At 40.2% G+C, this 21,291-nt stretch carries 15 protein-coding genes; 2 read left to right on the top strand and 13 right to left on the bottom strand.

The genetic code is table 11. The features are described from left to right. Positions 1-50: 50 nt before the first annotated feature. From BacF7301_RS25670 to BacF7301_RS25635, 8 genes are all read right to left on the bottom strand, one after another. On the bottom strand, positions 51-473 hold the full coding sequence (locus tag BacF7301_RS25670) for a hypothetical protein (protein WP_167967032.1): 423 nt from the start codon (positions 471-473) through the stop codon (positions 51-53). Positions 474-1,073: 600 nt separating this feature from the next. Further along, a complete protein-coding gene (locus tag BacF7301_RS25665) occupies positions 1,074-3,944 on the bottom strand; it encodes a bifunctional fucokinase/fucose-1-phosphate guanylyltransferase (RefSeq protein ID WP_256380267.1) in 2,871 nt (956 codons plus the stop codon). Between the two features lie 1,133 nt (positions 3,945-5,077). Beyond that, positions 5,078-5,521, bottom strand: coding sequence for a hypothetical protein (locus BacF7301_RS25660; RefSeq protein ID WP_167967030.1), 444 nt, complete (start codon positions 5,519-5,521; stop codon positions 5,078-5,080). 2 nt (positions 5,522-5,523) lie between these two features. Then, positions 5,524-7,020, bottom strand: a complete 1,497-nt coding sequence (locus tag BacF7301_RS25655; protein WP_167967029.1) for a hypothetical protein — start codon at positions 7,018-7,020, stop codon at positions 5,524-5,526. Between the two features lie 23 nt (positions 7,021-7,043). Beyond that, positions 7,044-8,807 (bottom strand): O-antigen ligase family protein, encoded by a 1,764-nt coding sequence (locus BacF7301_RS25650; RefSeq protein ID WP_167967028.1) that lies wholly within the window; start codon positions 8,805-8,807, stop codon positions 7,044-7,046. Between the two features lie 5 nt (positions 8,808-8,812). Continuing rightward, positions 8,813-10,855, bottom strand: a complete 2,043-nt coding sequence (locus BacF7301_RS25645; RefSeq protein ID WP_167967027.1) for a hypothetical protein — start codon at positions 10,853-10,855, stop codon at positions 8,813-8,815. A gap of 106 nt (positions 10,856-10,961) precedes the next feature. Further along, positions 10,962-11,645 carry an inorganic diphosphatase gene (locus BacF7301_RS25640; RefSeq protein ID WP_167967026.1) on the bottom strand — a complete coding sequence of 228 codons (684 nt, stop codon included), beginning with the start codon at positions 11,643-11,645 and terminating at the stop codon, positions 10,962-10,964. Positions 11,646-11,679: 34 nt separating this feature from the next. Continuing rightward, positions 11,680-12,489, bottom strand: coding sequence for a hypothetical protein (locus BacF7301_RS25635; protein ID WP_167967025.1), 810 nt, complete (start codon positions 12,487-12,489; stop codon positions 11,680-11,682). 190 nt (positions 12,490-12,679) lie between these two features. On the opposite strand from BacF7301_RS25635, the gene BacF7301_RS25630 reads away from it, so the two are divergent. After that, positions 12,680-13,192 carry a DUF5035 domain-containing protein gene (locus tag BacF7301_RS25630; RefSeq protein WP_167967024.1) on the top strand — a complete coding sequence of 171 codons (513 nt, stop codon included), beginning with the start codon at positions 12,680-12,682 and terminating at the stop codon, positions 13,190-13,192. Positions 13,193-13,290: 98 nt separating this feature from the next. Here BacF7301_RS25630 and BacF7301_RS25625 read toward each other — a convergent pair whose 3' ends face one another. From BacF7301_RS25625 to lysS, 3 genes are read right to left on the bottom strand one after another with little or no spacing between them, the layout of a single operon-like run. Next, entirely contained in the window at positions 13,291-14,628 is a 1,338-nt protein-coding gene (locus BacF7301_RS25625; RefSeq protein ID WP_167967023.1) for a glucose-6-phosphate isomerase, read from the bottom strand. 18 nt (positions 14,629-14,646) lie between these two features. Then, positions 14,647-15,642, bottom strand: coding sequence for an NAD(P)H-dependent glycerol-3-phosphate dehydrogenase (locus BacF7301_RS25620; RefSeq protein WP_167967022.1), 996 nt, complete (start codon positions 15,640-15,642; stop codon positions 14,647-14,649). Between the two features lie 23 nt (positions 15,643-15,665). Further along, positions 15,666-17,396, bottom strand: a complete 1,731-nt coding sequence (gene lysS, locus BacF7301_RS25615) for a lysine--tRNA ligase (RefSeq protein ID WP_167967021.1) — start codon at positions 17,394-17,396, stop codon at positions 15,666-15,668. A gap of 105 nt (positions 17,397-17,501) precedes the next feature. Between lysS and BacF7301_RS25610 the strand changes: the two genes are divergently transcribed. Then, positions 17,502-18,854 (top strand): MATE family efflux transporter, encoded by a 1,353-nt coding sequence (locus tag BacF7301_RS25610; RefSeq protein WP_501986046.1) that lies wholly within the window; start codon positions 17,502-17,504, stop codon positions 18,852-18,854. 210 nt (positions 18,855-19,064) lie between these two features. Here BacF7301_RS25610 and BacF7301_RS25605 read toward each other — a convergent pair whose 3' ends face one another. Together BacF7301_RS25605 and BacF7301_RS25600 are read right to left on the bottom strand one after the other, a co-directional pair. Then, positions 19,065-19,499, bottom strand: coding sequence for a DUF6078 family protein (locus BacF7301_RS25605; RefSeq protein ID WP_167967019.1), 435 nt, complete (start codon positions 19,497-19,499; stop codon positions 19,065-19,067). A gap of 164 nt (positions 19,500-19,663) precedes the next feature. Then, the gene (locus BacF7301_RS25600; protein ID WP_167967018.1) at positions 19,664-20,926 is read right to left on the bottom strand and encodes an ATP-binding protein; all 1,263 of its coding nucleotides are present in this window, start codon (positions 20,924-20,926) and stop codon (positions 19,664-19,666) included. Between the last annotated feature and the right edge of the window lie 365 nt (positions 20,927-21,291).

Below are 21,291 nucleotides of genomic sequence, written 5' to 3'. Positions count from 1 at the left end.
GTTGCGGTTTCTCTTTTATGATAGTTTGATATCTGTGTGATATTATACCTTTATTCTTCTTTAATATTAGAAGTGCAGACAGGGTTTTGTATGTCAACTTTTTCTGGGTCGTATGTCCTGTAATACTTCCATTCTTTTTCAAGTCTTTTGGCTACATCTATTCCTGTTGTATAATAGAGATATTTTTGATTTGCTACATCAAAGATACTATAGGTTAGAATCTCCTGTTTCTTTTTATCTTTATCCTCATATTCACTTTTGGTTAATAGAATCTTGTATTTGCCATCTTCCCGAACACAGTATTCTTTGTTTTTTTCGAGGTTATAAGTACCGGTAACATTTGTGATATCCGTAGCATTAGGATTCATCATTGTTACGACAATTTGTTTTGGTTCTCCCGTTTCCAGACTCTCTGATGAATCGTCATTGCAAGAAAATAACAGAACAACGAATAATAATTTGAGTAATTTCATATTTGTATTTTATAGGTTTTATCTTTTTTCTTTGTCTAGTATATTAAGCTTTACCTTTATTTATAAAGTCTACAAATGTACAACTTTTACATTATATATCAACAGCAATACATAAAATAAAACAGTTTTAGATTGTTGATATATAGCTTAATAATAAAATAGACGATTGGTGGCGTTTTTTTGTATTACATTGTTTGAGTTTCAAGATGCGAGTTCTTATTTTACTTGCATAATTTAGCCTAAATTGAATAAAAAGTTGTTTTGAATGGCTGATTTTCCGTAGAAAATGATAACTTTGTGGGTGAGGGCAGGTGAATGGATGCTGATTGAAAATCTATGTTTATGACCTTGTGGAAGTAGACATTTGATGATAATTATATTAATCCCCTAACTAGAGTCAGTATCATGGAAGAAGCAGGAAAGAAGAAATGGGCTAGTGTCGTGCTAGTTGTTGGCGCTATCGGCTTTATCATTGCTTTGATTTACTTTACAGTAATTTCAAGTATTAACATGTAAAAGAAATCATTATGAAGCTTGAGAATTAGAGCTTGGACATAGACGGAAATCGGATTCTATGCCCAAGCTTGTTTTATGAGGTTCTTAGCTTCTTGAAACTTGGAGCCCTTTTTCAGAAAGCGTCATGTCTACGAAGCGGGCACGAGGATTGGGAGCATGCTCCGTCAGTATCCGGCGGATTTGTCCTGCCGCTTGCGGGTCTTTGGCCACCATGTATAAGTAACCGCCACCACCTGCTCCGGGAAGTTTGTATCCTAATGTATAATCCTTAATCATCTCAATAATAGCCGCTACTGCCGGTGGGTTCGTTCCGCAGTCCAAAGCCTGATTCTGTATCCAGGTCTTACCTACCAAATTGGCGAAACTGCTGAAATTGCTGCGTAGAATAGCTTCACTCATATCCATGGCGTGTGCTTTCATTTCAGCCAACAAGCTCAGATGCATACCTGAATTGAGGAACATGGAGCTGACAATTTCAGCTAATATACCTTTGGCTGTACGGGTGATTCCCGTATAATATAGCAAGTGGCAGTCGCGATAATCAGGATGAACAAAGAGTTGGTCGGGTAACCATCGTACTAACGGGTTTTGTTCAAAGCCAGCTTCGGATTGAAGTAACTTAACGCCCGAGAATACACCACCGTATTGGTCTTGCCAACCGCCGCCGGTAGTCAGAAGCTGTTCCAGTACTAATGTGTAACTGCAAATATCATTCTTGTCCCAAGCTAGTCCGCAGAAGTCATTGATAGCTCCGAGAACGGTAGATGCTAAAATAGAACTGGTACCCAAGCCGGAACCTGCCGGAATAGCAGCCAATAATGTAAGCTCCAGTCCCGAACCGAAAGCTTTTAAGTGATCTTCCAGTGAAGCGTAAGATTCAGCGGAGAATGACGGCGCAAAGCCGGCAAGGGAGAGCGCTGCTTTCGGGATAGAGAACGGAGAACCGACTTTTTTATAGTCTTGCAGTTCCTCGTAGTTTCTGATAATTTCCATAGCGCCCATGTCGATAGAGCGGAGCACGATGTGATATTCTTTGCAGGGCTTCACATATACTTGTAATGGCGGCTGACCATTCAATTCGATAGCGAGATTAACGACACTTCCGCCTGAATAAAGAGAGTAGGGCGGAGTATCCGTCCATCCCCCGGCCACATCAATCCGTACAGGGCTGCGACCCCATACGATTTGGTCGGAAAAGACGCTGAGTACAGGACGATTTTTATGTTCTGCCATAGCTCCCAGCAAACCGTCGCGAAGCAAATGGAAAGCTGCCTGTTCTTCCTTTTGGCAAGCATCCTCTCCGCGTAACTTCATAATCCGTGCACGAAGCATACGGTTATGTATCCGAACCATTGGAGCGGCATCCTCTTTCAGGGCATCGGGAGTCTCTAAGCCCAAACGTGAGAATTCATTAGCCGCATCCTGCAAATCTAATTGATAGAATACACTCTTTTCGTAGTTGGCAGCCAATCCTTTCCAGTTCTCCTTGCGGAAACTGCTGCGCTGTGCATAAAGACGTTTCAGATTAGCACCCGCCGAAATTTCATCAGCAGAAACTTTCTCCGCTTTCAGCCAAAGTTCTTTTCCTTCTTTCAATTGCGGTTCCGATGTCATCCAACGTACTAATATCCCTAATTCCTCTACGGAAGATACTTTTGGGAAAATAGAAGCAGCCTGCAAATCGTCCGTGCGACCTTTTATATCCCCCCACGTAATCCCTCTTTCTTCCATCCATAGTGAGAACGGGAGATTGAGATAAGTAGTCGTAGCTTTTTCTAATGCTCCTTTGAATACATCATCCAAACCATACGGACGAGCTATAAAATCATCTTCGCCGACAGGAATAATATCAACACAGATACCATCCGGCACACAGATGTTCCAATGATTTTCAGGAACTCCTGTTATGATTTGGCGGGAACCCAATTTCCAACCTTTTCCTATATCACTGTTTTCTATCCAAAGATTTGCATTATCGGCAGAAAGAGCCACCTGAGTGATGGAGTTTTGAATAAAAATAGCCGGATTCGGTTTTACTTTCCGGTGCATGATTTTTCTTTGGTCGCGTACCTTGTCTTGTATAGACAGCGTCGAAGAAATCAGTTCATGGCTTGTACCATAATGATAAAATTCTCCACCGGGCAAAGGCAATATAGCTACGAACAATTGGTTGATTTCTTCATCTTTAGTTTTAGGATGCTCTCCCAAAGCCAACCCATAGTCCGAATATAAATCATAATAATTAATATCGTCTGTTCCTTCTTTTAAAGAACGTTTCATCAATACTTCTACGGCACGGTCACTTAAAATCCAAATACCGATGTCCATTAGGAAAAGATGCGTCTTGGATAAACTTTCCAATTCTTCAAGCGAAGGTTTCTGCAACATGAAGTCGAGAACTTCCGGTCTTTTCCGGTCGGACACAAACACACCGTGGTGTGTTGCTAATGAAGGATTCACCCACAAACCGTAGCACACGACGTCTACATTAGGAATATCCTGTAATGGCTTTTCCGAACGGATATACACATCCCCGCTGGCTATCAATGTGTTCAGCCCGGCGGGTGCCTGCTTCATAATTCTTTCGTATAGCGGAAGCTGTAATGACAGCAGATTCTGTCCCAGCTTTTGTCCCCGTTCCCAACTAAAAATAGGAATAGGAGTTAATATCTTACCGGAAGGCCCGTAACTTGGCAGACGGCGGCTTTGTCCGCCCGCATGAAGCAATATTCTCTTCTCGTGCCCTATCCAATTGCTAAAAGTTTCTTGAGGTGCGAATTCCTGATGGCAGGCTTGCAGCAGCCAGGTAGTTCCACCGCCGGAACCCAGCTTGCTTCCAATGGGGTCTGACGTACAAAACCAGTCGGTATGATTCACTTCTTCCAGTTCGTGGAAACACTGGATTAAGTTAGGGGGTAAGGATAATAACTTTTGCATAGTAGAATAAAAAGTAATTAAATGAATCAGATAATTATAGAGCAATCTATTTTATGTTTGATATATTCCCCAAATATTTTATAGAGTATTGCTCTAATGTTGACAAAGGTACAACAAGCGTTTTAGGACGACAAACTTTTTTCAGGATATTTCTGATGTACTTTGTTTGGGATGAGATAATGACCATTCTTAAAAAAAGAATATTTAAACGGTTAAGAAGGGGAGAACTAGCTCCTTCTTAAAGGTGGAAGAGAAAAAACTCAATATCCGGATTTTTTTAAATTTGTTTATTCTGTTTTCGGGGAGAATCTGGTGCTTAAATTATATAGACTTGTCTCTTTCTCTTATTCTATGTAAAGGTAATTGTTGGAAAAGGAATCATTTTGATATATTTGTTATCTCAATGAATTAAGAAGAACTAGAGAAAAAAGAAGCTCAAATAGCCTTTCAATTTGTTCCTCACCGAGGAAGAATAGGTTTCTCGGTGAGGAACGAATCGACGCACACCGAGGAACAACACGTTCGTTTTAAACTTTTGGAGTTTTATTAGGGTAAAGATGTTGTATATTCTATGATACTTTATGCAATATAAGTATGTTTTGCGCATATTATTGCATTTATTTATGCGTTTTTTACTCTGATTCATTATTTCTAGAGAGATTGAATTTTAAGAAAATCTTAAAAATAGCACATTAAGATAGAATTAACATGCGATTATTAATATAAGATATTCAAGTTTCGCAATTAGCCTGAAAAACTTACAATATACAACGTAGGGCATCGCCCTACGTAAAAGTGAACTCTCTATAAGCTCTGAAAGAGCGGAACTGTGTGCCTTTTATGCTCTTTTAGGGCGGAAATTCGGAGGTACCGGATATGTAGGGCGATGCCCTTGCTATATAGTAAGAGGCTTCTAGCCTAATAGCTACTTGCGTAACTTCAGTAAAATATTTTTTGATGTGAAGTCGACTATTTAGGGATAGTAATCAGATTTATTTGGCTTGTTGCTTTATTGGAGCTTTTTAAGTTTGGATTCCTTGATATTCTTAATGAGATATTAGACTTTTATTCTGTAAGCATGATTAAAATAACCTGCCAAAAGAACTTCAAATCAATGGCAGGTTATTTGAGATAACAAGTAAATTCCAGTTTTATTTCCAGTTGTATTCTATTTCTTTCACGTAATGCTCACTCTTATCCGAAGTTTGTCCTATACTATAGCTTTGAACAATAAATCGGATTTTAATTTTTTCTATTTTCTCATTTTTAGGTATCTCAGTTTTTAGAGACTCCAAACTTTTATTGCACGATTTTACTGCTTTTGAATGGATTATAGCAGGAAAGTTATCAATATAGTTTGTTCTTAAGCGTGCCATAATGGAATCCTTTTGGTTGTATGCAAATATTTCAATAACACTACTTCCATCGTATGGTTGTCTTTCTTGGCGAAGAATTATATCATTACTATTCCGATTCTTTAAATTGACAGTTAGTACTTTGTTTTCTTTATTAAATGTATATGATAGAGCTAAACTGTGCTGTCCCATTATTGAAATAGATGAGAAGGCAAATGCTAAAAATATTAAGATCTTCATAATTAGTTGTTTTTATAATTTTGTTCTGATAATTTTAGTAACTCTTTGTTCTTCCAATAGTTATATTCTCTTTCTGCTCTATAATGCTCGCTAACATTTGGACAATTATTTATTTCAGCTTCGTAAGTCGCTATTTCATGTCTATAATGTTCTGGGGGCAATAAAGTGTAAATTGTTAAATAATATTTAATATCTTCGTTGATTAGATTTTCTTTATCATTATTCACTACATCTTTCCATAACCATTCTACATATATGCGAACATCTTGTAATATAGTAGGCGGCGTTGAAGACATTAAATCATAATCAAAATTATATGGTTTTCGTACTAAATTGGGATCATCATTATTAAGATGATATACCTCGTGCCATAAAATTGCAGTTTGATCTTGAGATAAATAATTGAAAAAATTTGAACAAACTTCAATGATACCTCCATTCCCATAAGAAAGAAGTTGTGCATTGGCTGAACATCCTTCTTTGGTAAATCTAATTTGGGTATTACTAATGTCTACGTCCATTTTTTTTAATTCATCAGACAAGTTAGGCAATATTTTTTCTAACTCCTTTTTATAATATTCAGGAGTTCCTTTTTGAGGTTCGTCATTAGATTTAGGCGGCTCATATCCTCCTGGCTGTTCATTTGGTGTCCAAGGTTCAACAGGCTGTTCTGATACCCCATCATCAACAGTTTCACAAACTTCATCATATACAGGGTATGATATGGTTTCACAATTGGAAGAAACTCCCCATCCAAATTCGTCATCGAAATAAGAATCTCCCCAACAGTTAGTATCGTAAACCCAGTAGCTTTCTGTATGACACCGCTGATAAGTACCACGAGTGGTAGACATGCGAAATCCTTCTTCCGTACCTCGGGATATTCTGGCTGTTATTTTTCCGTTTCTATATCTCCAGCCATTAACAAGTCCTTCTCCCGGTTTGAAGAAATATACATCACCATTAAAATCAGGTTGCCGATGGAGATAGCTATTCTTTCCCAATGTTCTAGTCGTTTTTAGATAATCATATGTTCCTACAAATATCATAATAAAATTGCAGACTTTTCCGGTTTTTAAATTTTTTATAACGACCATTCGTGCAATATTGTGCACTCTTTTGGCATCTGTTTTAGGGTTGAATCTGATTTTAGTCTCAGAGTCCATAAACATAGTACTGCCATTTGTCATTAAAGTTGTTTCTACAACTTCGAAATTACTTTGGCGACTCTCCTTTGCTTCTTCCCATTTAGGTTTGGTGAGGATTTCGTTTTCGTCATTATCGACTGAGCGTACTGTGACTACAGGCTTATTATGTTCTTCGTACCATTGCTGTGCTGCGGTCACTGTTAATTCTTTGTTGTTTCCAACGATAACTTTCTCATCTCCTTTGTTGTTGTCCGTTTCCCATTCGTCTTGCAGGCAGGAATAGATAACTGTGCAGAAGATAAAGGACATTCCAACGAACCATAACCGGTTCTTTTTCATGTTTCTTTTCATACATAATGTTTTAAGTGAATGATTTATTTAATTCGATTTTCGAAAATCCGTTCTAATGTCGTGTGTATCCGATAAGTCTCAAAACTGTAGTTTTTTACTTTTTCGGTTAGTATTTCATTAGCTAGCTCTAATGCTTCTTTCATTTTTCCTTGTTTTTTATATAATATGGCCAGTTTGCTACGGGCTTTTTGTCTGGAAGGTACCATGAAATGTGCAAGCCAGTAAAGTTTCTCCGCTTCTTTTTCCTGACCTATACGTTCCAGTGATTCCGCTTTTATTATATAAGTTTCGGGGCTGGGATATAACCTTTCCCAATTTTGGATTTTACTTTGTAATGTCTGGTCATATTTCATTTCATTCAAGGCATCGCAATAGTACATCCAGAAAAATACTTCATTTTTAAAATTGTTTTCCAGTATTGAACAGTTGTAAATAAATGACTCTAAATTAGAGGACTTGGTGCTTTGGTGAATTTTATAGAATGTATGTTGTGCTTTATATTGATTAAATAAAATGATGCTTAGGTAGCAGAAGATAACTGTTAATATGACCTTAAATCCTTTATGAATGTATGCTGTCGAGATGGTGTATAAAAAAGTTTTGTTATGAATTGATAGGCATAAAATGGCAATCAACAGAATAACAAGAATGGAGAAAGCTTCGTTCGGGTAAGAAAAAAGTCCCCATACAGTACCGGTTATCAGTACGGCACGGGCGGATGCGGATGCAATTGTAGTGTGTAGGGGAGCTTTGAATATGATATAAATGAACCAAATGTAGATAATAACACCTAAGAATCCATATTCTACTGTCATTCTGAGAGGCTCGTTGTACGCCAGATGATTATTTCCGGCTATATACCTTTCTTGTTCAGTACCTTTGGTTTTCAGATAAGCAGCTTGATAATGCATATAGTGTTGTTTGAAACCTTCTGCTCCATATCCGATAAGAGGTTTATCTCTTATCATTTGTGCAGTTACTTTCCATATTAATAGTCTGCCGTTGGCTGACATTGGTTTCAGTTGATATAATCCATAAATAAGAAATAAGAGAAGCATTATTCCCGCCAACCAATATTTGAAATTCTTTCGGAAACGGTGTTTCATAGTCTTTTTTTGTTTTCGATAACGGTAGCTCGAAATAGAATATACAATCATTACTATGAATCCTAGCCAAGCGGAGCGGCAATTTGTCATGATGAGTATTGGTATACTAGTAATGAATAATACAAATACAATAATTCTTATTGTTCGGTGATGGCAGGTATGATAATGGGAATAAATAAGCCAAACAGTAAGAATACTCATTAGCAGACTGAGTACTCCTGCACAAATGGCGGGATTTTGGTAAGGGCCTGTAATACGAAAATATGGACTGTTGGAAGGCGTTAGGCCGATATATTGTGAATAACAGGTTATAAGTAACAAAGTTATAGAAACAAGTATAAAATAGAAAATCAGTGAATAATTAAGTTTGCCTGTATATCGGATACACCAGTAAATAAAGAAAAGACTCCCAGTTCCTAGCTCCCGATTGCCTGAAAGTGGTAGATGATAAACAAGATAGCTTATTGTGAGCACAACCATAAATAAGTCTGTACATGTGAATTTGAATACTGTTTTTTGCCGTATAAAAAATGTACAGAGAACTCCTATTCCTATAGCAATGGTTGTAATTGAAAATAAAATGGAGGATGAAGGTATATTATGAATGCCGCCAATCACATTAATGGTGGTGCACATAAAAATAATACCAATCAATGTTGTTGTGGCATAGATAGTTTTCATGCTTTTTACATGTATTCGTTGATGAATATTTGTTTGCCGTCTTTATAAAAGAAAGGAAGTTCTTCTTTTCCTTTGTCTAGGTTTCTTAACCAGTATATGGTGTTTGAAGGGATCGAATCAATAACCAGGAAATGATATTCCGGGCAGATATTCTTAAATTCCATCCATTGGTGGTTATTGTAGTATAATAATTGATAATGATTATCTGGCTCGATAGTGTTCATTGAATTTCTGGGCAGCAATCTAATACTTGATAGCTGTACAGAAGGCTTGAATTCCATTCCAAAAAATCCCCATCTTGCGTAAGTGTCGGGCTTTCCATCAAACAGATTCATATATTGTGAACCGTTTTCTTTGGGAGTACCTTCTATTTTTTTGAATTTATGGTTATTCTTCTTGTTTTTTTCTTCGATGGTAAATATTGGTAATGATGTGGGTAAACTTGATGTATGCATGTTTGCGTCTTCATTTAGGAATTCAAGCTCTGCTATGTCCAAGGGGCGTCCATTGCCTTGTAGCCTGTAAAATCGGTATTTTTTATGATTCTCGAAACGATACTCTTGTAGATATGGTTCAGGCACACTTTTAATTATTAGTAAAGTGTCATAAGGACCATTCCAGTTGTCGCTCCCTAATAAGCAGGTGTTAATGAAGTTTTCTCTATAACTGCGTAGATGTCTTTTACAAGGGTATTTACGAAGCAGATGCATAGATAGTTTTTGAGAAGTATCGCATTTCGTTTCGTTACAGACTATTACTTTAGATATGGAGTCTTGTTGAAGTATAACAGGATTATGGAATGGGGTGATGTTTCCGTCATCTTCTATATAACAAGGGAAAAATAGAATATTAATAGGTACTTTCTGGAATACAGCTACCCCTTTTCTTTTATTTATTTTCCCCCAGCCCACTGGAATAAACTCACCTGACGTATTGAAAAATGCCAAATATGCTATGTTATTATTGGTAGGTGTATTTATAGATAAAGCTAGTTCTGTACATGAATGATATCTGTCAGTAACATCCTTTATAGTGGGGACATCAAACGGAACGGGAATAATTTCATCTTTATTTCTCAAGAAATAAGGAGTGTCTTTCATTGCGGCAAATGTTTTTTGATATACTTTCCCGGCGTATTTCAGGTCCATTGGCCAATCTTCTCTTAAGTTATTGTAGGGCGGTGTATAAGGTTGTAGTATGCCATTTGAATCAGGAGAAACACACCAGTAATGTTTGCTGTCTTTATCCGGCCATTGTGGAGTAAATTCGCAAGCAACAGGAATCCCGCATGCACGGAAAAAATGACAGGTTCTGATGCTTAGATTTTTGCAATCCATTTTAAATGATGGCATAAATAAGTCGAAAGGCCCTATATGATGTTTGGTAGTGATGTACTTATTGAGATCTTTTTGTAAACGGACATATTTTTTAAAATTATCAATGACAGTTCGAATATCATCCATTCCTTTTGATGACAGTTGTGAATAAATAATCGACTTTAATATTCTTTTATTGTCTACTATCGCTTCGTCTGCTACCCGGTAAGGTAATATGTATTCTTTAAATTCTTCGAAAGAAATAGATTTGAGTAAAGGAGAATGTCTCCATTCATAAAATGCCTGTTCAATGTTTTCTATTAAAAAATTAGCGGCAATAATTTGGTTGTCGGGTATTGAATTTGCCTTTTCTGTCAATGGTACAATCAGATGGAATTGTTTACTTAGAACTTGCTTTATAGAATCGTTTGGTATAACAGATGGATTGGCAATGCAGATGGAATCTGTTTTTTTGAAATAACTGAAATATCTGTCTGAAAGAGTATAATTGACTCTACTCTTATGGTAAGGCATATTACCTATTAAAAAACAGGCGGCTTCGAATTTGATGTTGTCGCTATCTTTATAATGCTCCAGAACTTTGATTAGTTCTTGTTTATTGTTACCGGAAAGTGCAAGTGCCTTTTCTACTTCTTTAGGATAAGGTGAACAAGAGAAAAGTAGTAAAAGGCACACTGTAATGAATAAAGTAGCTTTTCTAAGCGATTTCATAATTGCTAAACGTTTTAATTGCTTGCAAATATGTTCGCTTTTATTGGAATATAATGTTCGAAAATTACTACTTTATTTCCAATTTTGACTATAAATGATTATCGGGTCAAAATCTTTCTTGAAAAGTTCTATCCCAGGCTTCGCAAAGCGCTTGCATGGAAGGGAACAATAAATCAGCTCCCGCATCCAGCAATACCTGTCCGTTCAGTGGCCCCGTGTTGACGGCAATAGTGAAGATACCCGCCTTATGTCCGGCTTCCACTCCTAACGGAGCGTTTTCTATGACAACGGCTTCATCCGCTTTCAATCCGCCTTTTTTTAGCGCCATCAGATAAGGTTCAGGATGTGGCTTTCCGTATTTCACATCGAAAGCCGTAACCATCAACTCCTTTTTGAACATTCCCGGAAAGTTGTGCTCCAATCGCTCGAGCAGCGATAACTGTCCCGAACCGGTCACTACCATAGGAACCAGTCCTTCACTCTTTATTTTTTGTAATAACTCCCATGCACCGGGCATACGTTCCGCTTCCGCATACGAATTGAACAGGACACTTTTCTCCTGATAGATACTTTCTATTTCTTTCTGGGTAGCTTCCCTGCCCAGTTCACGTTGGAACACGATGTTGATAGTAGCAGCTCCCGTCCGTCCTTCGTGCATATACGCTTCTTCGCGGCTGAGAGTGAGCCCGTGAGATTTCATTACTTTATGCCAGGCTTCGGAATGGTAGGGCATAGAGTTGAAAAGTACGCCATCCATGTCGAACAGGACGGCTTTCAGTTTCTTTTTCATACTTAGTACGTCGTAGAATCTTTTTTCGTAATACTTATTTTTTTATTATCATTTTCTTCAGTTCGGGCAGGGTGATGACTACATCATAGTGATTGCCCGATTTCGTTCCGATATATCTGTAAGCTACGCTTTTATCATTATTGATGCAGGTTTTCAAGAATACCTGAGTTGCCGGGTCGGACTGTGCTGCCAAGTTGGCAACAATTCCCTTTTTCACCTCTCCCGCATTTGCTTCAATCTGGCTGATGGGGCATGCGTCTTCATCTACTTTGCAGATATAAACAACTGATTCGTCACTGAGTTCAATTTTTTCTATAACGATTTCTTCGCTGGCTTGCATCGGGAATTGCAGATTTGCCATTTTCAGTTGCGCCTCAAGTTTGGCACGTTCGCTTTGTGACGGGTCGGATTCTGCCTTGAGAACTTCTTTCACTTCCTCGGAAGTGAGTTCGCAAACTGCCTCTGCGCCGGAGTCTTTCCCTACAAACTTCATTTGGAGTCCTGCGTTACATTCGGCTACCAGTTTAAGCATCTCTTTGACATCCTTCGCCGGATTCCGGAACATAATCTTTATGGACTCTTTCATGCTTTCGGGATTGTCCTTCAAGATGGCTATATCGGTAATGCTCTCGTTCATGTTGAGCGTGTACACCACATTGCTCCCGTCATAGATGATGCTGGTAATGGTGCCGACTTCTCCCATATCCATTGGGCATTGTTTGTTTGCAATAGCAACTACTGCTTTGAGTTTGCTTTCCTGGCAACTACTGATTGACAACGTCAATAATAACAAGCTACATAGCAACACGAATCCGTAGGATTTCTTTAATAAATTCCGTTCCATTCTATTATTTTTTTAAGTTGAGTCGTTTTAAATCATCCCCATATACGAGGCAAAGATAACGATAAAAAATGAGAGATGAAGTAGAATGGCAAGATAGTTGTAAACAAGGCTGTTATGTGATTAACTACACAAATATTTGCTGTTTAGAAGATTATGTGTATTTTTGTAGCGTTATAAACTCGACGATAGCATGAAAAAGAGAGTATTATTGTTGCTACCATTGTTTTTAGGCGCTTGTTCCAATAGTGGGGAAAGTCCTGTGATTAAAATCGAGAAGCTATACGTGAAGGCTGAATCGAATAGTGATAGTGCAAAAGAAGAAGACTATGCCAATAAGATGGATGAGCTGCCGGCTCTGAAAGTGGGAGACGAGGTAAAGGCTCTTTTACTTTTGGATGGAAACGGCTCTGAATTGAAAACTTTCAAACTTCAGAAAGATAATGATGAGACATTGTCTACCAAACTCGTCTATCAGAAGACCGAAGTGTCTACCGAAGGAAATCTGACGGATGAAGAGAATGGTCAACTTCGTTTTAAAGATGGTGTGACGCAGACCAGAATCATGGTGCGGGCTAGCATTGCACATGTGGATAAGAACGGTGATGTAAGACTGGAATTCTATCTTTCCTCTAAAGCTGAATGTGAAGGTGCGCAAGAGGAAATCGGCTTAAAAACAAAAGTCGATGATGAAAAAGAAGAATAAAGGTAACGAAAAAGTATAAAACGACTTGAGTATAGAATATAAAAAAAGAAGCGATTTACAGAAAATCGCTTCTTTTTTTATATATAGACTTTATTTTATTACAGTTTAGCACGAATCGCTTTAGACTCTTCTTCGTAACCCGGTTTGTCAAGCAAAGCAAACATATTCTTCTTGTATGCTTCTACGCCCGGTTGGTTGAACGGATTCACGCCCAGCAGATAACCGCTGATACCGCAAGCCTTTTCGAAGAAATACAGCAAACCACCGATATTGTACTCGCTCAATGAAGGAAGAACGATACGCATATTAGGTACGCCACCGTCTACGTGAGCTAGCTGAGTACCGAGTTCAGCCATCTTGTTCACTTCGTCCACACGCTTGCCGGCAAGGAAATTCAGACCGTCGAGGTTGGCTTCGTCAGAAGGAACTTCCAGTTTATGGTCTACCTTATCCAGTGAGATGACAGTTTCGAAGATAGAACGTTCGCCTTCCTGAATCCATTGGCCCATAGAGTGAAGGTCGGTAGAGAAGTCTACTGATGCAGGGAAAATACCCTTATTGTCCTTACCTTCAGATTCACCGTAAAGCTGTTTCCACCATTCGCTTACATAATGCAGTTTCGGGCAGAAGTTGACGAGGATTTCGATTTTCTTTCCGTTTCTGTACAGTTCGTTACGGGTAGCAGCGTAGATAGCAGCAGGGTTTTCGGCAAACGGAACGTCTGCGCCACATGCTTTCTCCATGTCGGCAGCACCGGCCACCAATTTATCAATGTCGAATCCGGCAACAGCAATCGGCAGCAAACCAACCGGAGTCAGTACAGAGAAACGTCCGCCTACATTATCAGGGATGATGAATGTTTTGTAACCTTCCTTGTCGGCAGTAACACGTGCAGCACCTTTCTTGGCGTCTGTTACGGCAACGATTACTTGTTTTGCAGTTTCTTTGCCGCGTTGGTCTTCACATTGCTTCTTCAGCAAACGGAAAGCAAGCGCAGTTTCGGTAGTAGTTCCCGATTTAGAGATATTGATAACACCGAATTTCTTATCTTTCAGATATTCAGTGAGCTCATACAGATAATCTTCGCTGATATTGTGTCCGGCATAAATCATGACAGGAGCCGTTTTCTTTTCCTGCAACCAAGTGAAGCTGTTGGACAAAGCCTCGATAACAGCACGTGCACCCAAGTAGCTGCCACCGATACCGGCAACGATTACCACTTCGCAATTATCTCTCAATACTTTTGCGGTAGCGTTCAAATCAGCCAGATGTTCTTTGGTGATGGAAGAAGGCAGGTGTAACCATCCTAAGAAGTCATTTCCTTTGCCCGTTCCTTTTTCAAGCATTTCCTGTGCGGCTTTTACTTCAGCTTCGTAGGCAAAAACCTTTTCTTTGGAGATGAATCCAAATGTTTTTTCAATGTTCAAGCTAATCATATCTTTCTTGTTTAAAGGTTATCTAAAAGAATCAGTTAGTAATTTAATCTCAATCATAGGTGAGATACGTTCATACAGGATGTTGTACACAGCGTCCAGTATCGGCATATTGACATGATGATGCTTGTTGATTTCCTTGATACACTTCGTACCATAGTAACCTTCGGCAATCATCTCCATTTCAATCTGCGCACTCTTTACGGAATATCCTTTCCCTATCATCGTGCCGAATGTCCGGTTACGGCTGAAGTTGGAGTATCCCGTCACCAGCAAGTCACCGAGATAAACAGATTCATCTACGTTTCTGTTCAGCGGGTGCACCGTATTCAGGAAACGGTTCATCTCCTGGATAGCATTGGAAATCAGTACAGCCTGGAAGTTATCGCCATATTTCAGTCCGCTGCAAATGCCGGCGGCGATGGCATACACGTTTTTGAGTACCGAACTATATTCGATACCCGATACGTCGTCACTAACAGAGGTCTTGATAAAACTGCTTCCCAGACGGCGCGCGAAGATACGTGCTTTGTCTTTGTCCGGGCAGGCAATGGTCAGATAAGAAAGGCGTTCCAAGGCAACTTCTTCCGCGTGGCAGGGCCCTGCCAGTACAGCTATGTTTTCGGGTGGTACGCCATATTCCCTGGTGAAGTATTCTGATACAATAATATTATCGTCGGGTACGATTCCTTTGATAGCGGTGATGATGAACTTATCCTTTATCTTCGTTTTCAGCTTTTTCAAGTGAGCCTTCAGATAAGGGGAAGGAGTGACGAAAATCAGCGTATCCGATTCTTTCACAACATCATTGATGTTGGAACTGAAAGAGATACGCTTGGTATCGAATTTCACTCCTGTCAGATAAGCCGGATTGTGCCCCAATCTCTTGAAATCGGCGATGCGGTCGTCGCGTCGCATATACCAATTGATAGAGTCTTCTTGAGCCAGACACATCTTCGCAATAGCTGTGGCCCAACTTCCACCGCCCATTATCGCTATCTTACCGGGTAATTTCATTTGTATGGTTTTGGATGAAGAACTTATTTAATTTTCTGTATCCATTCAGTTACATCGTTTACCGACGGACTGGTCAGCTCTAATTTGTATTTCTTGTTGATGCCGCAGATGTCCTGGTGTAGCTTCTGCGCATTGACATCTTTCATGTCTTCTACGGTGTTGTAGCCGGCTTTCTGAATAACAGGCACCCAGTCTTCAGCTATACCCAGTTCCATGTATTTGGCGGCTGCGTCTTTCTTCACTACCTTTTCCGGGCGCATTTGCGGGAAGAATAACACTTCCTGAATAGTAGTCTGACCTGTCATTAACATAACCAGACGGTCGATACCGATACCGATACCCGATGTAGGAGGCATGCCATATTGTAAAGAACGCAGGAAGTCCTGGTCGATAATCATTGCTTCGTCGTCTCCCTTGTCAGCCAGACGCATCTGTTCCTTGAAACGTTCTTCCTGGTCGAGCGGGTCGTTCAATTCCGAGTAGGCGTTCGCCAACTCCTTACCGTTCACCATCAATTCAAAACGTTCAGTCAGTCCCGGCTTGGAACGGTGCATCTTGGTCAGCGGAGACATTTCCACCGGATAATCGGTGATGAAAGTCGGCTGTATATAAGTACCTTCGCAGAACTCTCCGAAGATTTCATCAATCAGCTTGCCTTTACCCATCGTGTCGTCGATTTCTTCCATCTTCAGTTCCTTGCACACCTGGCGGATTTCTTCTTCGCTCTTGCCGTTCAGGTCGTATCCTGTCTTTTCCTTGATAGCATCGAGGATAGGCAGACGGCGGTAAGGAGCCTTGAAACTGATAGTCTTTCCGTCAACAACGCTTTCCGTACAGCCGTTCACAGCCATACAGATGCGTTCCAACAACTGTTCGGTGAAGTTCATCATCCAGTTGTAATCCTTGTACTGAACATAAAGTTCCATACAGGTAAATTCCGGATTATGGGTTTTGTCCATACCTTCGTTACGGAAGTTCTTACCTATTTCATATACACCTTCAAAACCACCTACAATCAGTCTCTTCAGATAAAGCTCTGTTGCGATACGCAGATAAAGGTCAATATCCAGTGAGTTATGGTGCGTGATGAACGGGCGTGCGCTTGCTCCGCCGGCAATAGATTGAAGGATAGGAGTTTCCACTTCTGTGTATCCGGCTTCATCGAGAACGCTGCGCATTGTTTTCACTACGGTGGCGCGCTTCAGGAATGTTTCTTTTACGCCGTCGTTTACCACCAGGTCAACATAACGTTGGCGATAACGGAGTTCGGGGTCTTCAAAAGAGTCGTAAGCTACGCCGTCCTTATATTTTACGATAGGCAGCGGTTTGAGAGACTTGGCGAGTACAGTCAGCTTCTTTGCATGGATGCTGATTTCACCCATCTGCGTGCGGAACACGAAGCCTTCGATACCTACAAAATCACCTAAGTCGAGCAGGCGTTTGAATACAGCGTTGTACAGTTCCTTGTCTTCTCCCGGACAGATGTCGTCACGGGTGATGTACACCTGGATGCGACCTTTGGAGTCCTGTAATTCGATAAAAGAAGCTTTACCCATTACGCGGCGGCTCATGATACGTCCGGCTACGGAAACCTGGCGCGGCTCGTCCTCGTCTTTGAATTCAGCTTTAATGTCTGTAGAGAAAGCATTGGTTACATACTCTGCTGCAGGGTATGGGTCGATACCCATTGCACGAAGCTCATTCAGGCTGTTGCGTCGAATGATTTCCTGTTCACTTAGTTCTAGTATATTCATTTCGTTACGTATTAACTCAATTTTGTGGGCAAAAATACGAAACTTTTCTCATATATCCCGTAATCTGTCTCTTTTTTGTATCTTTGCGCCCTCAAACTAATAGGTATGACAGGACAAAAGACACCCACTGCGTTGGGAACGGAAAAGATTGGAAAGCTTTTAATGCAGTATGCCATTCCGGCAATTATCGCCATGACGGCGTCTTCTCTTTATAATATGGTAGATAGTATTTTCATCGGTCACGGGGTAGGGGCAATGGCTATCTCCGGATTGGCGCTGACCTTTCCGCTGATGAATCTCGCCGCCGCTTTCGGCTCGCTGGTCGGTGTGGGAGCGGCTACACTGGTTTCGGTGAAGTTGGGACAAAAAGATTATGATACGGCACAGCGGGTACTCGGCAATGTGCTGGTACTGAATATTATCATCGGACTTGCCTTTACGGTCGTCACATTGATATTTCTCGACCCTATTCTTTATTTCTTCGGCGGTAGTGATGCCACGGTAGGGTATGCCCGCGATTATATGGTCGTTATCTTATTGGGTAACGTCGTCACCCACCTTTATTTAGGTCTGAATGCCGTACTTCGTTCGGCGGGGCATCCGCAGAAGGCGATGTATGCCACGATTGCTACGGTGGTGATTAACACGATACTCGACCCTGTTTTTATCTATGGCTTCGGCTGGGGAATACAGGGGGCGGCTATCGCTACCATTACGGCACAGGTCATCGCACTGGCATGGCAGTTCAAGCTATTCTCTAACAAAGAAGAACTGTTGCACTTCCATAAGGGAATTTTCCGGTTGAAGAAGAAAATCGTAGTCGATTCATTGGCTATCGGTATGGCGCCTTTCCTCATGAATCTGGCAGCCTGCTTTATCGTCATTCTGATAAATCAAGGTTTGCAGCATCACGGCGGAGACTTGGCTATCGGAGCGTTCGGTATCGTCAACCGGCTGGTATTTCTCTTTGTCATGATTGTAATGGGACTGAACCAAGGCATGCAGCCGATTGCCGGTTACAACTATGGAGCCAAGCAATATCCGCGTGTGACAAAAGTTTTGAAAATAACGATTTATGCCGCTACTATCGTAACCACAGTCGGGTTTCTGATGGGAATGTTGATTCCCAAACTGGCGGTTTCTATCTTTACGACCCACGAAGAACTGGTGGAAATCTCCGCTAAAGGACTGCGTATCGTCGTAATGTTCTTCCCCATTGTCGGTTTTCAGATGGTGACTTCCAATTTCTTCCAGAGCATCGGTATGGCAAGCAAGGCAATCTTCCTTTCGATATCCCGTCAGGTTCTTATCCTGATTCCCTGCCTGCTGATTCTTCCTCGTTATTATGGACAATTAGGAGTGTGGATAAGCATGCCGATTTCCGATCTGACAGCCAGTCTGGTAGCGGGAACAATGCTTTGGTGGCAGTTCCGGCAATTCCGGAAGAAGCCTGTCTGACGACTGGTTTGCTGCAATACTTTTCGAGAGTACAACAATTTTGTTTATAGAGCAAGTTTTTCTCAACGATACTCATGCTTATGAGAAAAAATACTCATACCTATGAGAATATATTCTCATGCCTATGAGTATTTTTTCTCATAGGCATGAGTATTTCCCCCTGCTAGAATGCCCTGAAACGGCATTTTCTTAGCGTTTATGATAAGGGCTTTACCAGTCGAATAAATTTATGTATTTGTCGAATTCAGGTTTGGTTTCGATGCCATGTTTTAGAAAGACGGCGGCAATCTGTTCTTGTTCGTCAGGATGCAGCATCCGTTCTTTGTTACGGATACGGTAAAACATGCTGCGTCCCATTAAGGAATATAATTCTTTGCGGATGGTCACGGCTGTAGTATATGGAATGTTGTCCAATATATGGTCCATTCCGCAAGCAAAGCGTGAAGTGCAGTAGGGCTTGAAAAAGTTGCAGTTGTTCTCATTTCCTGCTATGTGGTTTGGGTTGACTGTTCGGAAATCAGTAACGTTTTGCGGTATGCAGAGCGTAGCTTGATGGCGTAGGCATTTATTGCGGCGCGGACATTTGCTGTGGGTGCAGTATAAATAATTCTTAGGGATGTCGTTAAAGTCAATTTTTGGGTCCATGATTCTCGATGCTTTTATAGTTTGCTGTTGTTTTCATATTCTGTTTACGGGTGGCAAACTTACACAAAAACGCCGGAATAATCGAATGAACTCGGAAGAATAATGCAACTTAGATTGAACATAAGGTAGTTTATGTAGGGGAGAGGTGCTTTAATAACGGAGTGTCACAATTGTATCTCTGTCAGCCACTTCCATATAGGCACTACTTCTATTGTCAGTTCATTCCTTTGGATAACCCGCTCATCATTGCGGGTGACAACTTGTAGTTTCTGTGCTTTTAAAAAATTAGCAGCTTTAACTAAGGCATTCACTTCACGTTCCATTGTTTGGCTATCTGTGATATTGTAGGATGCTTGAATGAGCCAATCCTTTTCGGGCAAATAAAAATCAACTTCTATATTCTGATGATAGAAATAGACTCCTTCTCCAAATGACCGATGTAGGGTAACAGCTATAAGGTTTTCTAATAACAGGGTTTCCGGCTTGAAAATGAATAGGTTCAGAATTCCATTATCAATAAAATAGTACTTTTGGTTTGTTTCGCGCTCTGCAAATCTGGCGGCATAGTTTTCGATACTGAATATCAGCCACGTCTGTTTCAGGTAACCTACATAATCAATAATCGTTTTCACTCCTATGCTTTCTCCGGCAGAAGAAACGATGTTCTTTAATCGGTTGTAGGATGAAGGCTGCATCACACTTTCTGCCAGTTTCTTTATCAATAAACGCATAGAATCTGTATTGCGCAATGCATACCGGGCTACTAAATCGCCGAAAAATATCTTTTGATATAACCCGCTTAACCACGAACGCTTGTCTTCGAACATCCTTAATTCCGGAAATCCGCCATTATAAAAGTAAGTATCGAAAGTACGTATGACTTCGTTTCGGGCTGACGGGGAATAAAGCCAGTTTGGTTTTAAATATATTTCATGCATTGACAGGAACTCCTCGAAGGAGAATGGATAGACTTGCTGAATTAGAAAGCGTCCGCCAAGTGTTGTCGCTATTTCGTTGCTCAACATTTGTGCATTGCTTCCCGTTACATAGACATGGTATCCTTTGTCGGCAAGCCGGCGAACAAACTTTTCCCAACCCGGCACAATCTGTATTTCGTCAAGAAAGAAAATAGGTTGGTAAGGGAACGTTTCTTCATAGGCTCTCTTTATGTCATCCAGTTCTCCGGACTTTAAGCCTGTAAAACGTTCATCCTCAAAATTGATGTAAAGGAATTCTTCTATTTGATGTCCTGCTGCCAGGAGCTCGTGTATGCGTTGATACATTAAGTATGATTTCCCCGCACGCCGAATACCCAGAAATACATAATTTCCTTTATCTTCGAACTTGAAAGGACGTTGCATATATTTTATATTCTGTACAAACTCCTGATTTTCACCGATAATAAGTTTGATAAGTTCCTTATCCATAACTGTCTTTTATTTTATATGTAGAACACAAATATACTCATTTTGTTTTGTATACGAAACAAAATAAGGCGTATTTTATTTTGTATGCGAAACAAAATCCTTATTGGAACCTATCTTCTTAGATAAATACGTTTTAATTATGCAATCATCATTCGTTTTCTTTCCTAAACATTTATAACTCTCTCTTGTTATTTTCCAAAAAGTATTTGTATCTTTGTCATTGGAACGTAGCATGCCGTTTTATGGTATGCGATTGCGCGTTTCCTCGGCTAGTAGGAAATTGTAGCGAATTTTTTAGTGCATGCCGGGAAGACGCCTGTGCTTCTATGACTTCTCATAGGGTACGGGCTGTCTGCCCGTATGTG

Source organism: Bacteroides faecium (assembly GCF_012113595.1).
GTDB lineage: Bacteria > Bacteroidota > Bacteroidia > Bacteroidales > Bacteroidaceae > Bacteroides > Bacteroides faecium.
This window is presented reverse-complemented; position numbering and strand designations above follow the sequence as displayed.